The sequence below is a fragment of the Prevotella illustrans genome, assembly GCF_017426725.1.
GTDB classification, from domain to species: domain Bacteria; phylum Bacteroidota; class Bacteroidia; order Bacteroidales; family Bacteroidaceae; genus Prevotella; species Prevotella illustrans.
Genome location: NZ_JAERMS010000016.1, coordinates 26261 through 42136, shown reverse-complemented (window position 1 = coordinate 42136; position 15876 = coordinate 26261). Strand labels below are relative to the sequence as shown.

The 15876-nt window shown below is 53.0% G+C and carries 15 protein-coding genes; 7 read left to right on the top strand and 8 right to left on the bottom strand.

Going from position 1 to position 15876, the window contains the following annotated elements; translation table 11 throughout:
- The first annotated feature begins 347 nt into the window (after positions 1–347).
- From JHU38_RS06635 to JHU38_RS06605, 7 genes are all read left to right on the top strand, one after another.
- Positions 348–950: a DUF4254 domain-containing protein gene (locus tag JHU38_RS06635; RefSeq protein WP_107581418.1), complete on the top strand. Its 603-nt coding sequence runs from the start codon at positions 348–350 to the stop codon at positions 948–950.
- 114 nt (positions 951–1064) lie between these two features.
- A complete protein-coding gene (locus JHU38_RS06630; protein ID WP_107581419.1) occupies positions 1065–2108 on the top strand; it encodes a glycosyltransferase family 9 protein in 1044 nt (347 codons plus the stop codon).
- 172 nt (positions 2109–2280) lie between these two features.
- Positions 2281–2517 carry an acyl carrier protein gene (locus JHU38_RS06625; protein WP_004373076.1) on the top strand — a complete coding sequence of 79 codons (237 nt, stop codon included), beginning with the start codon at positions 2281–2283 and terminating at the stop codon, positions 2515–2517.
- Positions 2518–2644: 127 nt separating this feature from the next.
- Complete coding sequence (gene fabF, locus JHU38_RS06620) at positions 2645–3907, top strand: beta-ketoacyl-ACP synthase II (RefSeq protein WP_107581420.1); 1263 nt, start codon at positions 2645–2647, stop codon at positions 3905–3907.
- Complete coding sequence (rnc, locus tag JHU38_RS06615; protein WP_107581421.1) at positions 3897–5033, top strand: ribonuclease III; 1137 nt, start codon at positions 3897–3899, stop codon at positions 5031–5033. The genes fabF and rnc overlap by 11 nt, the downstream gene beginning before the upstream one ends.
- Positions 5034–5119: 86 nt before the next feature.
- Positions 5120–5845 (top strand): AAA family ATPase, encoded by a 726-nt coding sequence (locus JHU38_RS06610; RefSeq protein WP_107581422.1) that lies wholly within the window; start codon positions 5120–5122, stop codon positions 5843–5845.
- 6 nt (positions 5846–5851) lie between these two features.
- A complete protein-coding gene (locus JHU38_RS06605) occupies positions 5852–6700 on the top strand; it encodes a DUF4435 domain-containing protein (protein WP_107581423.1) in 849 nt (282 codons plus the stop codon).
- 112 nt (positions 6701–6812) lie between these two features.
- On the opposite strand, the gene JHU38_RS06600 is transcribed toward JHU38_RS06605, so the two are convergent.
- The 8 genes from JHU38_RS06600 to JHU38_RS06570 form a co-directional block, all read right to left on the bottom strand.
- Positions 6813–9065, bottom strand: coding sequence for a GH92 family glycosyl hydrolase (locus tag JHU38_RS06600; RefSeq protein ID WP_107581424.1), 2253 nt, complete (start codon positions 9063–9065; stop codon positions 6813–6815).
- Between the two features lie 690 nt (positions 9066–9755).
- Positions 9756–11069, bottom strand: coding sequence for a DUF58 domain-containing protein (locus tag JHU38_RS06595; RefSeq protein WP_107581425.1), 1314 nt, complete (start codon positions 11067–11069; stop codon positions 9756–9758).
- A gap of 10 nt (positions 11070–11079) precedes the next feature.
- Positions 11080–12024, bottom strand: coding sequence for an AAA family ATPase (locus JHU38_RS06590; protein ID WP_107581426.1), 945 nt, complete (start codon positions 12022–12024; stop codon positions 11080–11082).
- A 66-nt stretch (positions 12025–12090) separates the two neighbouring features.
- On the bottom strand, positions 12091–12420 hold the full coding sequence (locus tag JHU38_RS12395; protein WP_232369865.1) for a hypothetical protein: 330 nt from the start codon (positions 12418–12420) through the stop codon (positions 12091–12093).
- Positions 12414–13160 carry a hypothetical protein gene (locus tag JHU38_RS12390; RefSeq protein WP_394370905.1) on the bottom strand — a complete coding sequence of 249 codons (747 nt, stop codon included), beginning with the start codon at positions 13158–13160 and terminating at the stop codon, positions 12414–12416. The genes JHU38_RS12395 and JHU38_RS12390 overlap by 7 nt, the downstream gene beginning before the upstream one ends.
- Before the next feature lie 143 nt (positions 13161–13303).
- The gene (locus JHU38_RS06580; protein ID WP_107581427.1) at positions 13304–13918 is read right to left on the bottom strand and encodes a DUF4129 domain-containing protein; all 615 of its coding nucleotides are present in this window, start codon (positions 13916–13918) and stop codon (positions 13304–13306) included.
- Between the two features lie 9 nt (positions 13919–13927).
- Positions 13928–14917, bottom strand: a complete 990-nt coding sequence (locus JHU38_RS06575; protein WP_107581428.1) for a hypothetical protein — start codon at positions 14915–14917, stop codon at positions 13928–13930.
- A complete protein-coding gene (locus JHU38_RS06570; protein WP_107581429.1) occupies positions 14892–15827 on the bottom strand; it encodes a stage II sporulation protein M in 936 nt (311 codons plus the stop codon). Before JHU38_RS06570 ends, JHU38_RS06575 begins: the two co-directional genes overlap by 26 nt.
- Positions 15828–15876: the final 49 nt, after the last annotated feature.

Here is a 15876-nt window from a genome sequence, read left to right as displayed (position 1 = left end):
TCCACAGTGGACAAGTCACCGGAACCAAGGTTGTGGATATTCACAAAGTTATGAACAGAGTTATCCACAGGTTTGGTTGTGGGGTTGTTAATTTGGTTGTCATGGTGTTGGGTTGTTGGGATGAATAGTTTGTTCTGTGGGGACGTTCGTTGAGCCAAAGTTCGCTTTGTTAAGGTGTGAAGGATGAATAGTTTGTTTAAATATAGACAGAGTAACTATTCATCCCAACAACCCAACACCATAACAACTAAATATTCATCCCAACACCATAACAACCCAACAACCAAATTATTTGGAAATATAAAATATAATCTTTACATTTGCAGCATTATTAAAAAACCAAAGACATGACATTTACAGAAACGTGCAACGAGATTTTCAACAAGGCGATTGTTGATTATCATGTGAAGGACAACATCGAAACACCTATTAATAATCCTTACGAACGCGATTCGATTGAAAACAGGCTTTATCTGAAGTGTTGGATCGACACCGTACAGTGGCATTTCGAAGATATCATCCGCGATCCGCATATCGATCCCGTGGAGGCATTAGGTTTGAAGCGTCGTATCGACCGCAGCAATCAGGACCGCACCGATTTGGTGGAGCAGATAGACAGCTATTTCCGTCAGAAATACAGTGACGTGGAGGTGTTGCCCGATGCCCGCATCAATACGGAGAGTCCGGCTTGGGCCGTAGACCGACTGAGCATTCTGGCTCTTAAAATCTATCACATGCGTGAGCAGGCCGAGCGTGAGGACGCCACGCCCGAACATCGGGAGAAGTGTCGGGCTAAACTCAACGTGCTGCTCGAACAGCAGGTTGACCTGAGCACGGCCATCGACCAGCTGCTCGACGACATCGAGGCCGGCCGCAAGTATATGAAGGTGTATCGACAGATGAAAATGTATAACGATCCTGCCACCAATCCGGTGTTGTATAAGAAATAAGTTGTTGTTAAGTTGTCGGGGTGTGGAGGTGTCGGGATGAATAGTTTGTTTAAATATAGACAGAGTAACTATTCATCCCAACACCATAACAACCAAACAACCAAACATCCAACAATGAAAGATCATTTACTGATTATTCGTTTCTCAGCACTTGGCGATGTCGCCATGGCAGTACCCGTTGTGGCTTCATTGGCACGGCAATATCCCGATTTGCGCGTCACGGTGTTGAGCAAGCCCTTTGCCCGTGTGTTGTTCGAAGGATTGGCGCCCAATGTGGGTTTTATGGCGGCCGACGTCAAGAAAGAGTATGCCGGACTGCGAGGGATGAACGCGCTTTACCGCCGGTTGGTAGCCAAGAATATCACGGCCGTAGCCGATTTTCATAACATCCTGCGGTCCAATTATCTGCGTCTGCGTTTCAACTTAGGCCGTTTCCGTGTGGCGCATATCGACAAACATCGCCGTGGCAAACAGCTTCTGACACGCTGCAACGACAAGGTGATGGTGCAGCAACCCACCGCTTTCAAGAATTATCTCGATGTGTTGGCCCGTTTGGGTTACACCGTGGAGCCTACTTTCATCAGCGTTTTTCCACCCGAAGGAGGCAATCTCCGACTGCTACCTAATATAATAGGTGAAAAAAAGAAGTTTCAACAGTGGATAGGCATAGCGCCCTTTGCGGCTCATAAGGGTAAGATTTATCCTGTGGAGAACATGGAAAAGGTGATCGCGCAACTCATTCAGCGCCATCCCTCGTGTCGTATTTTCCTCTTCGGCGGGGGCGGTAAGGAGAAAACAGTGCTCGATGGCTGGGTCCGGAAATATTCTAACTGCCTCAATGCGTCGGCCGTGCTGGGCAGTCTGAAGAAAGAACTCATTCTGATGAGCCACCTCAACGTGATGATCAGCATGGACAGCGGCAATATGCACCTGGCTTCGCTCACCGCTACGCCCGTCGTCAGCGTCTGGGGCGCCACCCATCCCTTTGCCGGTTTCATGGGTTGGCGCCAGAATCCCGACAACGCCATCGGTCTCAACCTGCCTTGTCGTCCCTGTTCGGTCTACGGCAATAAGCCCTGTCTGCGTGGCGACTATGCCTGTCTGAAAAATATTTCACCTGAAATGATATTGGAGAAAGTAATGAAAGTGATAGGCTGATCATTTTAATATTGCCAAATAAAGGCGTAATTTTATGCACAATAGGGGGGTACCTGTGCAAAAATGGTACTAATTTTAATTGATTTATTTGGAACATTGAAGAAAAATTTGTTTCTTTGCACCCGATTTTTAATCTGAATATTATTTATAAACCAATTTAAAAGTTACAATTATGTCAGAAATTGAAAGCAAAGTAAAGGCTATTATCGTGGACAAACTCGGTGTTGACGAAGCAGAAGTTAAGCCAGAAGCAAGTTTCACAAACGATCTTGGTGCTGACTCGCTTGATACTGTAGAATTGATCATGGAATTCGAGAAGGAATTCGGTATCTCTATTCCGGATGACAAGGCAGAGACTATCCAGACCGTAGGCGACGCTATCAAGTATATCGAAGAGAACGCTAAGTAATTTAGCTACAGCTTTATTTTTATACGATTAGGGATTAGTGATTAAGGATTGGACCGGTGCATCCGTTGTTTTTCGATGCGTGGCTCTGATCACTAATCCCTAATTCCTAATTAACTTTTTTATTTAGATGGAATTAAAGAGAGTAGTAGTAACAGGTCTTGGATCTGTTACTCCTGTAGGCAATACTCCTGAAGAGACTTGGGCCAACCTTTTGGCTGGCAAAAGCGGCGCAGCACCTATTACGCAATTCGACGCAACCAATTTCAAAACACAGTTTGCCTGTGAAGTAAAGAACCTCAATGTGACCGATTATATCGACCGCAAGGAAGTTCGCAAGATGGACCGCTATTGTCAGCTGGCCATGATCAGTGCCATGCAGGGCGTGAAAGATGCCGGGCTCGACCTTGAGAAAGAGGACAAGAACCGTATCGGCGTGGTTTACGGTGTAGGAATCGGCGGTATTAAGACATTCCAGGACGAAGTAACCTACTACGGACAGCACATGGCTGACGGTCCTAAGTTCAACCCCTTCTTCATTCCCAAGATGATTGCCGACATCGCTTCGGGCCAGATCAGTATTCATTTTGGGTTCCATGGACCTAACTATACCACCACCAGCGCGTGCGCCTCATCGAGCAACGCGTTGGCCGACGCGTTCAACCTGATTCGTCTGGGCAAGGCCAACATCATCGTGAGCGGTGGTGCCGAGGCCGCCATCTGTGAATGTGGAGTAGGCGGATTCAACGCTATGCACGCCCTGTCTACCCGCAACGACGACCCCGAGCACGCCAGCCGTCCATTCAGTGCCAGCCGCGACGGGTTCATCATGGGCGAGGGCGCGGGTTGTCTGATTCTGGAAGAACTTGAACATGCCAAGGCTCGTGGCGTGAAGATCTACGCCGAGATGGTAGGCGAGGGAGCAAGTGCCGACGCTCACCACATCACGGCTTCTCATCCCGAAGGTCTGGGTGCCAAACTCGTCATGCTTAATGCTCTCGAAGACGCGGGCATGAAGCCAGAGGATATCGACTATATCAATGTTCACGGCACGTCGACACCCGTCGGCGACGTATCGGAGGCCAAGGCCATCAAGGATGTTTTTGGCGACCATGCCTATAAACTCAACATCAGTTCTACGAAGAGCATGACGGGCCACCTGCTGGGTGCTGCCGGTGCTGTTGAGGCCATGGTATGCGTGCTGTCTGTTCAGAACGATATCGTGCCGCCGACCATCAACCACGAGGAAGGCGACAACGACGAACAGCTCGATTATCGTATGAATTTCACTTTCAATGAGGCACAGAAGCGCCCGGTGAACGCTGCTTTGAGCAATACTTTCGGATTTGGCGGACACAACTGCTGCGTAGTATTCAAGAAGTATGCTGAATAATATCATCGATAGAATAAGGCTCCCTTTCCGTCAGGAGAAGGAGCTTTATTTGTCTCTCTACCGTATCATCGGCGTTTTTCCACACGATATCAGTTACTATAAACTGGCCTTGATGCACAAAAGCGTCATGCGGCGCAACGCCAAGGGCAAACCTGTCAACAACGAACGATTGGAGTTTCTCGGCGACGCCATCCTCGACGCCATCGTGGGCGATATCGTTTACCGTCATTTCCCGGGCAAACGCGAAGGCTTTCTCACCAATACCCGCTCTAAATTAGTGCAGCGCGACACGCTCAACCGGTTGGCTAAGGAAATGGGAATCAGCAGGTTGATACTCAGCAGCGGCCGCAGTTCGTCGCACAACAACTACATGGGTGGCAATGCCTTCGAGGCTCTTGTGGGCGCCCTCTACTTAGATCGCGGCTACAACGCCTGCATGCGCTTCATGGAAGATCGCGTGCTGGCCCAGATGATCAATATTGACAAGGTAGCTTACAAAGAGGTGAACTTCAAGAGCAAGCTCATCGAGTGGAGCCAGAAGAACCGTGTGAAGATGGACTTCGAAATCGTGGATGAGAAAAGCGATGAGAACGGCAGTCCCATGTTCAACTATCGAGTCATGCTCGAAGGCGTGGAAGGATGCAACGGTACGGGTTACAGCAAGAAGGAGAGCCAGCAGAAGGCCGCGAAGCTCACGCTGGAACGGCTGCGCAGGGAACCACAGTTCATCGACAGCGTGTTCGCCGCCAAGGGTAATCGTACGAAGATGGAGGAAGAACCTGTAGAGAACGTGCCCAACACGGATACGAAAGACGACTTCATTATCACGCGGCAACCCGACGAGACGGCCGAAGAGAAGCATCCTACGGCTTTCCGTGAGAAAGTTTACAAAGATAATTCGCGTCGGCAACGCCGTTCCCCGATGTATCGGTCGGACAATGAGGTGGGCGAGGAGACACCCGGCACGGCTCAACACGCTGCCGCCGCGTCCGCTACGGTAGACAATGCCACTGCCAATGACTTGGATCTCAATGGCGAAGAGTTTGACTTGAGCCACATCAGCGCTCAGCGCATGAGCCGTGAAGATATCATCGCGCAGGCTGAAGCCGAAGCGTTTGGAGAATAAAATTCAACCGCGCGTCTTCGTCGTGTATCGAATTATTAATAATGTGTGCTCTTGTTATACGATGAGCATACCAAAGGTCAGATATTATGTCATACTCAAAGATTGAAAAAATCACGACTCGTCTCTGGGATAAGTACGATGTACACATTACGGCTAACGAAGACGTTAATATCATCGTAGGTATCAATGGCAGTGGAAAGACCACTCTACTGGGTGAAATCAATAAGATTGCCCTTGAAAATATCGATGACAAAGACCAAGTTGTATATGTACCTTCCATCGATAATATTGCCATGCGAGACAAGCGCAAGGTCTCTAATGCCTTGACCCAGGATCTGGAATTCTATATGTTTGACATGAAGACGGGACCTTCAATGATGTACCAACGAATGGCGATGATCGATGCTTCCGCAGAAAAACAGACAGAGATGAAAGTTCGTATTGAAAATTTCTGCTCTGCTATCAACGGTCTTTTTAAGACCACAGGGAAGTATATTGAAATTGAAGGGAATAAGTTCAATGTTATCTCCGATGGACAGGTAATACCACTTGATGCTTTGTCTTCCGGAGAAAAGCAAATCCTTCTGATTTTACTTCGTGTGTTCCTTTTGAAGGGGAAAGAAGCATTTGTGTTACTTGATGAGCCGGAGAATTCTCTTGACATAAGCTGGCAGTTTGAGTTGATCAATATCCTTGTTAAACTCAATCCTAATGCTCAGTACTTCATCACTACTCATTCTCCAAGTATCTTTGGTGATGGATGGGGTGACAAGATCATCTATATGGAAGATGTAACAACTCCGGTCAAGTAACAAAAAATGAATAGAATCGAAAATCAAGCACGATATTATAGTAATCTTCCATTGCGTGACAGGAATATCAAGGCAGTCGTGCATTTAGAAAATTCAGAGGACATTCTTTTCTGGAACTATCAGTTACAGAACGCCTATCCGGCAACATATCACTTTATTACATATTCCAAAAGTAACAATGGAATGGATACGCGAGGATGTGAGCAATGTCTTCGCTATAAGTCTTATCTGACTAAGCGCTTCTTTATTTGCATAGATAGCGACTTGCGTCAGTTAAGAGGAGAAGAAGAACTTACAGCGGATAACCGCATTGCTCAAACGTATACATACTCTTGGGAGAATCATTTCTGTGAAGCAGAGCGTCTTCAGAATAGATTTGCAGAATTGGTTCCTGACACGGAATTTGATTTTTGTAAATTTCTAAAGATTCTTTCTGCCGTTGTGTATAAACCACTTCTATACCTTGTGCATTATAGCCAAAGTTCTGCTTTGAATCAACAATGGAACATCACCAAGTTCAATGCGTGTCTGCCTCTGCAACCAAACCGAGAAGAACTTGCGGATAATGGAAGGGCTTATATCGAAAAGGTCGAAACATTGTTTGCCGGCGCACTCAAGAATTTGCGGCAACCTGCCAATATGACGAACGAGCATCTTCATGAAGAGAATGCTTATCTTCACATCCAAGGTCATCAGCTCTACAAGTTGATTCTCTATATCGGTACTCTATTATGCAGGAGGACAGGAGTAGCATTCAAGGCAGATATCCTCGACAAAATGCTCCATACCAATGGATATCCAGAGATAGACAATGTACAAACAGATATCAAACAAATAACTTCAGCAGAAGAATAGAATTAAAGTGGTATTGATTCATAAATAGAGAAAGGCCGGCTATTGGAATATGCCGGCCTTTCTCTATTTACTTTCTTAACTTCTGAAAAATAGAGTTATGAAAATTATAGGTTTACATTTCGATGATCAATTTTTTGCCTTTCATCAGTTCGTTGTGATTGACGCGATAGCTGTTGAGCGGTTTGCCTCCCAGTGTCATCTTTTTAATGGTTACTTGGTCGGGAGCCGAGCGACGAGTCTCGATCACGAGGTCGCCCTGCGGATAATAGCGCTTGTCGAGATGTAGCGTTATCCGGTCGAAGGTGGGCGTGGTCAGCGTGTAATGGGGCGAACCGGGGCAGTCGGGATAAAGACCCATCATCGAGAAGATGGCCCAGGCCGACATCGTGCCGCAGTCGTCGTTGCCCGGTATGCCGTCGGGCTTGTCGGTGAAGTATTTGGCCAAGAGGCGACTCACCTCCTTCTGCGTGCGCCATTCCTCCCCCTTGAAGTAGCTGAAGAGGTAGGGATAGGCGATATCGGGTTCGTTGGCCGGATCGTAGAGTCCTTTGTCGAACACCATCTGCAACTTGTTCACGAATTTGCGGTCGCCTCCCATCAGACGCGCCAATCTCTTCACGTCGTATGGTACGCAGAAAGTATAGTTCCACGCCGACCCCTCATGAAAGCCCGGCGCGTTGGAAAAGTCGGCCCCCGCTTCCGGATTGAACGGCGAAAGGAAGCTACCGTCCTTCATCAACGGGCGCAGCGTGCCCGATTCCTTGCTGTAATAATGCTTGTAACCTAACGAGCGGGCGTAGTATTTGCGGGCGTCGGCCTCTTTACCAAGAGCCTTGGCCAGACGCGACAGGGCATAGTCGGCGATGTAGTATTCCAGCGCGTGCGACACGCTGTTGTCGCCCGACTCGTCGGCCGCGTACACACCCATCGGCACATAGCCCTTGGAGAGATACGGGTCGATGTCGGGTCGCATCTTGTTGTCCTTGCCCGGCAGGTTGGCCGAACGGCTGAAAGCCTCGTAGGCGGCGGTGATGTCGAAGTCGCGCAGTCCTCTCAGATACGTGTCGGCGATGAACGGGATGGCCGGATCGCCCTCCATCGTCCAAGTCTCACGGCCGAAGAGTTCCCATTTAGGCATCCATCCCCACTCCTTGTACATCGCGATCATCGAGCGCACCATGTCGAGCTGGCGGTCGGGATAGAGCAGCGTTTCGAGTTGGGCGACGTTGCGATACGTGTCCCACAGCGAGAACACCGTGTAACGGTTGCCCGTGGTGTGGCCCGTGCGGCCGTTTTCCATTTCGGGATATTGTCCGTTCACGTCCTGCAGGATATTCGGATGCAGCTGGCTGTGGTACAATGCCGTGTAGAACACACGCTTCTGGGCTTCGGTACCACCCTCCACGGTGACACGGTTCAGCGTCTCCTCCCATGTTTGGCGAGCCTTTTGGCGGATGTCGGCAAAAGAAAGCCCCTGCTGTTCGGCGTCGAGATTCTCGCGGGCGTTGGCCGTCGACACGAACGATACGCCCATGCGCACCTCAATCTGTTCGCCCTCTTGACAGTCGTAGCTGAAGTAGTAGCCCACCTCGTTGCCCGCCATCTCACGGTTGTAGCTCTCGTAGAGCTTATAGCGTCCGTTGTCCTTGTCCCATTGCGCCTTCACACCCGTGAACTTAGGTTGCTTTTTCCAGTAGCCCGCGGTCTGCGGCCGCTTGTTCACGCGCATGACGAAGTAGATGGGGAATACCGCCTGGGCGTTGTAGCAGAACGTGCCGAGCAGTCGGAAGCCCTCTATCTCGGTGTCGCTGACACGCCTTACCATACCTCCCGACTCGTTGCTCAAGCCGTCGCCCACGTTGAGCAAGATATTCGCGCGGCCCTTCGGGAAGGTGTATCGCTCTATGGCCGAACGCAAGGTGGCCGATGTTTCGGCCCGCACGCCATATTTCTTCAGCGTCAGGGCATAGTAGCCGGGCGTGGCCTGCTCATCCCGATATTCCGATCCGTAGTTGCGGTAGTCCACATCGAGCCGACCTGTGGTGGGCATAGTGAGCAATGTGCCCAGCTCGGGACAGCCCACGCCGCTCATCGTGACATGGGCGAAGCCGGTGAAAAACTTGTTGTTATACTCGTAGGGCGCCGACCACCAGCGTCCGTCTTTGTCGTATTGGTTGAGGTCGGAGCCCATCACGTTGAACGGCACCACCGACATCAGGCCGTGGGGCAGCACCGCCCCGGGGTTGCACACGCTGAAATTGGTGGTGCCGATGAACGGATCCACATAATCGACAGGTTGCTGCGCCGAGGCCATAGAAGCCCGGAGGGTGAGTAGGAAAGAAAGAAAAATGTTGTTTAATTTCATGTTGAATCAATTCAATGATTTGATAACGTGGATGATAGATTGATAATCAAAATTAATAAAAAAATGCAATGATTGCAAAATTTTCATTCTTTTTTTAGACGAATGCGTGGTTAGGGAGGCTCTCGTTCTGTCAAATCAGTTTTTCTTTTTGCGGATGTAGTTTATTTAAAGTCGGTCATTGACGAAAGTCTTGTGGGTTTGTCACTGACAGCGCCCGATTTTGACTTTTTGTAAAGAAAGTGGTAAGAAAAACGGCCTCTGAAAAAGTTTCATTTAGATGGAAAAATAAGGTTGAAGGGGCCTTTTCAGCCCATGCGCCATGCCGTTTTTAGCTTATTTCAAGGTCAAAGCATAGCTTTTACACGCTAAAAGTTATGCTTTGACCTGCTTATCGCTATGCTTTTAGCGGCCAAAAAGCCTGCTTTTAGGCGGTTATTTTCGATGTTTCAGGTTGTTTTTTGAGAAGTACGAACTTATAAATTTTAACAAATCGCTGATAATCAGCGACTTGCTGATTTCGCGAAAACGCTCGAAATTTCGGGCTTTTGCTCACGAACTTCATTCCCGAAGCATATTTTGACACTGATTTGTATAAATTTTTACAGGGAAATTAAGAAGAAGTAAAAACCGTCCCCATGGTTCTCCGGTGAGTCGGATAGCCGCTTTTTTTCTTGTTGAATGGGCGGATAATCAGCCAATCCCCCTGTCCGCCACACAACTTAAATACTTGTTGATTACGTCCACGCTGAGCCGTTCGGGCGTCGTCAGCAGGCTGAGAATGCCGTTCTGTCGGAGCGTCGAGGCGATGAGTCGCTGCTCGCGGACGAACTTTTCGGCGATGACGTGCTGGTAATAGTCCTCCGTCGACGTCTTGGGCGAGCGGATGTAGTCGTCCGTCTCGCTGTCTTCGAAGTACACTACGAGCAGTCGGTGACGGCGACTGAGCAGCCGCAGGTAGGGCAACTGGCGGCGGAGGGCGCCCATGCCCGGGAAGTTGGTGTAGAGAATGAGCAGGCTGCGCCTGTCGAGCTGCTTGCGCACGCTGACGCAGAGACTGCTGAAGTCGGTCTCGCCGAAGGTCGTCCGCTGCGCGTAGAGCGCTTCTAAGAGTCGCTGCATCTGGCCCGACCGGCTCGACGGGGCCACGAACGAGTCGGGGCGGTCGGCGAAGGTGATGAGACCGGCCTTATCCTCGCGGCGCATGGCCACGTAGGAGATCACCAGCGCGGCGTTGATACTGTGGTCGAGCAGTGTCATTCCGTGGAACGATTGTTGCATGACACGCCCCTTATCGATGACCGATATCACCTGCTGCGACCGCTCGTCGCGATACGCGTTCACCATCAGCTGGTGGCGGCGGGCGCTGGCTTTCCAGTTGATGGCGCGGAACTCGTCGCCCTGCACATAGTCTTTAATCTGTTCAAACTCCGTATGGTGTCCCACGCGGCGTATGCGTTTGATTCCCATTTCGGTGAGCTGATGGCTCATGGCCAGCAGTTCGTAGCGGTTGAGCATGAGGTAGGAGGGATATACCTTCACCTCTTGCGGGCGGCCCAGCGTGTAGCGACGCTCGGCGAGGCCCACGGCGGTGCGGGCAAAGCAGCGCAGGCGACCGAAATCGTAGACCCCCCGCCGCGTCGGCGTGAGCGTATAGGCTACGCTCCGGCTTGCTCCGGCGGGGATACGGACCTTATAGGCGATGTCGCGTCGCTGGAAAACGGCCGGCGCCTCATCGACGACCGTCACGCCGACGCCGAACGGGTAGCGGCTCTCCAAGCTGATTTCCACGCGGTTGGGGTCGCCGTTGGAGAAGCGCTCGTCGCATCGTCGCTCGGCCGAGAGCCCCCGCCAAGTGTAGAGCAGTCCCACGTCGACGACCGTGGCCGCAAGCAGGAGGGCCGACAACACTTTGCCCCACGCGAACAGCGGGGCGAAGGCGTAGCCCAGTCCGGTAAGGAGCGTGGCGGCGGCGAGGAGCAGAAAGAATCGCTTGGTGAGATACATGGCGGTCGGTTTACTTGGGTACTTCCACCTTGTCGATGAGCCTGAAGGCCACTTTCAAGGCCGTGTAGCCCTGCATTTCGGCCTCGGCGGTGAGTTGCAGGCGGTGCTGGAGAACGCTCGGCGTGACGAACTTGATGTCCTCGGGCGTCACGAAATCGCGGCCGCTCAGCAGCGCGTAGGCCCTGGCGGCGTTGAGGATGGCCACCGATGCCCGCGGACTGGCCCCGAGATATACGATTTTCGACGTGCGGGTCTGCCGCACGATGGCGGCGATGTAGCGCAAGAGGCTGTCGTCGACAAACACCGGCTGCAGCCGGCGGCGCATCAGGAGCAGTTCGTCGACGGTCAGTACGGGCCTGACGGCTTCCAGTTTGACGAGCCGTGCCCGGGCCTGATGGCGACGCAGGATGTCCACTTCCTCGTCGAGCGATGGGTAGTCCATCGTTATCTTGAAGAGGAAACGGTCGAGCTGAGCCTCGGGCAACCGGTAGGTTCCTTCCTGTTCCACGGGATTCTGCGTGGCGATGATGGTGTAGAGATCGCCCATTCGATGAGTCGTTCCGTCGATGGTGACCTGCCGTTCTTCCATCACCTCGAAGAGGGCGGCCTGCGTCTTGGCCGGCGCACGGTTGATTTCGTCTACCAGTACCAGGTCGGCGAAGACCGGTCCTTCGTGGAAATCAAACTCCGACGTCTTCATGTTGAACACCGTCGTACCGAGTACGTCGCTCGGCATGAGGTCGGGGGTGAACTGCACGCGGCTAAAGCGGGCGTCGACGAGGCGCGACAGCAGTCGGGCCAACAACGTTTTGGCTACGCCCGGCACGCCTTCGATGAGCACGTGACCGTCGGCCAGGATGGCTGTCAGCAGTAGATCGACGGCCTCCTGTTGCCCTACGATGACCTTTCCGATTTCCTGTTTCAGTATCGCGACCTTCTCGCTGAAGGCCGTCAGGTCGGTTCTTTCAGCCGAAAGGGCTTCTTTGTTGTCTGTTGTCTGTTGTCTGTTCTTCCATAGCGGTTATAATTTACTTGATATTTCGTCTAATCGGTCGATGGCGCGGCGCAAGTCGGCGTCGGCGATTTTGGTTTGGTTCTCCATCATCCGCTCGATTTGGTCTACGACGGCCTGCACGGCGGCCTTTTCCAACCCGGTCTGACGGGCAATGGTCGTGATGTTTTCCGATCTTCGGGCGTGGTCTTCCAAGTCGATCAACAGCCGGGCGCGCAACGTGTCGGCGAAGAAGGCGTACTTCTTGCGGAGCAGGTCGCGGTTGTCGTGGCGTTGGTAATAGAGCGTTCCGATGAGGCGCACGAACTCCAGCGACTTGTTTTCGGGCGCTTTCACCATCGGAATGACCCGTTGTCGGCGGCGGGCGAAGAACACGCAGAAGAGCAACAGGCCCGCAAGCGACAGGTAGATGGCCCGACGGAGGGGCGGCTGTCGCGCTCGGTGTGGGGCGTGTAGGCCTCGGTGCGGACGACGGGAAGGCCCCGCGTCTGCGTCAGTATGCGGAAGAGGAGGGGATGGATCTGCGGGTCGAGCGCGCCGTAGTTGGTGAGCAGCAGTGGGGTAGAGCAGAAGTAAATCGTGCCTCGCCGCCACCGTTTGGCCACGAGAGCGGCCTTCCAGTAGCCCGTGCTCACGGTGTCGGTGTAGGTGGCTTGCCACGCTTGCAGGAGCGTGTCGCAGTCTTGGTGGTTGTCGAGCCATACGCCGCCGTCGACGAAGGCGCTGAAAACACGGTAGGAACGTTCGGGATAGGGTGGCTGCCGACGCCACCGGAGCGTGTCGTAGAGCAGCTCGATATTTTGGAAGGACTGCCTCACTTGCCATGGGATGACGGCCGTGGCGCCCCGGATGGTGACGCCGAAGAAGCTGCTGAGCGTGTCGTCGGACATTTCGCCCGTGGCAATCAGCACGTGATGGCCCGCCTCGAGCAGCCGACAGAGGGCTTTCAGGTCGGTGGGCGTGGTTTTCATGCAGGTGGTCTGTATGAGGATGGCGTGTGGTCGCCGCCAGCGTTCGCGTGCCAGCCGGGGCAATGTCTTGTCGGTCACGCGGTAGCCGGCCTTCAGCGAACGGCCCATCAGCGAGTCGAAGACTTGGCATCCCAAGGGTTGCGGGTCGTCGTGGGCGAACGTGGGTTGCCAGACGAAGCGGGCGGGAACGTTCCATTGCAGCAGGAAGACGAACACGAGAAAGACGCCGACGGCCATGAGAAACTTGCGGTTCATGCGCGTTCTCCTTCCTGCCGGATGGCGTTTTCGTATCGAAGGAGCGTTTCCACGAGCGTCGCGTCGGCCGGATAGTTGCCGTATCTGACGCGCGTGAAGCAGTGGGTCATCCGCCGGAAGTCGGCCACGGGATATTCGTGGGCATACCGGGTGGGCGTCTTATAGAGTTGCCAGTCGATTTTTTTCAAGTCGGCCAGATGGCGCAGCGTGCGAAGATAGACCATGCGCACGGCCCGGTAGTAATCTTTTCGTGCCATGGCACGAGCCAGTTCGCCGTCGAAGTCTACGCCGTAGATATTGTCCTCGTCCTCATCCGGCGTCACGATGGCGCCCGACCGGCTGAAGAGTCGGAGCTTGTGGCGCCAAAGCAGCCGGCCGATAAGTCCCACGAAGGCCAATGCCAGCGCGATATAGATGAAGACGCGGAGGTCTGTATCGCTCGAAATAGAGAACACGTCGTGCAGCCATCGGTCGAGCAGCCGCGTGAACCACTGCAACACGTTCTGGTCGGGCGCCTGCAGCTCACGGGCGTAGTTGTAGGCTTCATCGGTCCGAAAGCGGTGCAGCAGCAGGGTGTCGCACGTGAGGGTGTCGGTCAATGGCTGGAGCATGGGCGGGCGTCAGAGCTTGTCGAAGTCGTCGAAGTCGGCGTCGCGGTGGTCGTCGGCCAGCCGTTCGAAGCGTTCGATGTCGTTTTCTACCGACAGAGTGTCTTGTTTCTCGGCTACGCTGCCGTACTGATAGGCCAAGGCCACGACCGTAAGCGACATGGTAAGATAACTGCCGAAGGCTTGAATGACGCCCAGCAGATACTGAACAAAGGAGAAAACGGACAATCCGGCCGCGCTGCTGCCATTGTCCTCAACGGTCATCACGGTTCTCATCACTACCGCGAAGTACCAGGGTAGGGTGATGACGAGCTGAAGGATGTTGGCCAGGATAACGATGACGATGAGCAGTCCCAGAAGCGGCCAGAAAGCGCGCAGCCCCAGCCTGAAGGCTCTGGCGATGGCTTCGAAAACCGTCTGGCCGCTTTCAAACACGTAGACGGGCATGGTCAGTGACAACGGAATCATGAGGAAGCCAAACCCTAAGATAATCAGGAAAGCGAATAAGAAGCTGTGCATCGCGAGACTGAACATAGACAACACGATACCCAGTATGATACCGAGGAAGCCAAGTGTCAGGGCTACGATGAGCGTGCGCTTCACGTTGCACAGGATGAGAGGCTTCAGGTCGGTCATGGTGACGCCGCGCAGGCGGCTGTCGCTGTCCTGATAGCGCTGCATCAGGGCATAGCAAAGCGATGTCAGCAGCACCGTGCCGACCAATACGCACGCGATCAGGCCCAGATAGGAAGCGATGATTTTGGTATAGGGCGTGAAATCCATAGCCGGATTCAGCGTTGCCATCCGCTTGGCATTGCCCAGTACGACGTCCATCATCGTGTTGAGCGACAGCGACTGGATGAGGCTGAGGGGCAACAGCAGATAGACACAGGCGCGCAGCCATGGCTTGAAGTTCTCGCGCAGGAAGTCGAGCGTGGCGCTGAGGTTCTGACCGAAGCCACGTTGTTCGTAAAGATTAATCTTGGGGCTTTCTTGTTGCATGATGATTGCGTTTATAAGGTAAAACTATAAAATAATAAATGACGAAAAGAAGCGACGCGCCGATGACGGAGAGGCGCAGGAGATCGTTGAGTTCGGTGTGGCGGGTGACGAAACTCTCGATGAAGCCGGCCACGACGAAGAGCGGCACCGTGCCCACTACGATTTTCATGCCTCGCCGTGCGCCTCGCCGAAAGCTCTCTAAACGAGGATAGGTGCCCGGAAAGAGCCAACCGTTGCCCATGGCCAAGCCTGCCGCGCCCGCCACGATGATGGCCGATAGTTCGAGCGTACCGTGGAGCATGGTGGCCAGCAGGCTCTCGCCCAGCAGGCCCTGTCGGTAGAAAAACGTGTCGAAACAGCCCACCATCAAGCCGTTTTGAAACAGCTGGAAACCCGTAGCGAAGCTCGTCAGCAGGCCCGAGGCGAACATGCCGAACGACACCATGACGTTGTTGAGCGTGATACCGAGAAACATCATGCCCTCTTCTCCCTGTCCGTAGACGCCCATGGGCTTTCCCTTGTCGATATTATCGAGGGTCATATCCATATAGGCATCGCCCAGAACGAGGCGTGGAAAGTCGGCGTCGCCCAGCGTAGAGACCACGCCTACGAGCACGCTCGTCATGAAAATGAACAGCGAGACGAGCAGTAACCGCCGCTCGCGCCACATTACGTCGGGCACCTCCCGCATCCAGAAGGTCAGCAGACGGCTCCACTTCTCGCGCCGGTTGCCGTAGAGTTCGTTGTGCAGGGCCGACGCCAGGTTGTTCAGATAAAGGGTAATACGGGAGTGAGGGTAGTGGGTTTGGGCGAAAGCCAGGTCGGCCGTCAGTTCAGAATAGGCGTCGGCCAGCGTCTCGGTCGCTCTCCATCGTTCGAAATGAGTGCGTATAAACAGAACTTCCTTCATCCGACAGCCTTTTTAATACGTGCCACTACGGTATATAATTCTTCATGAT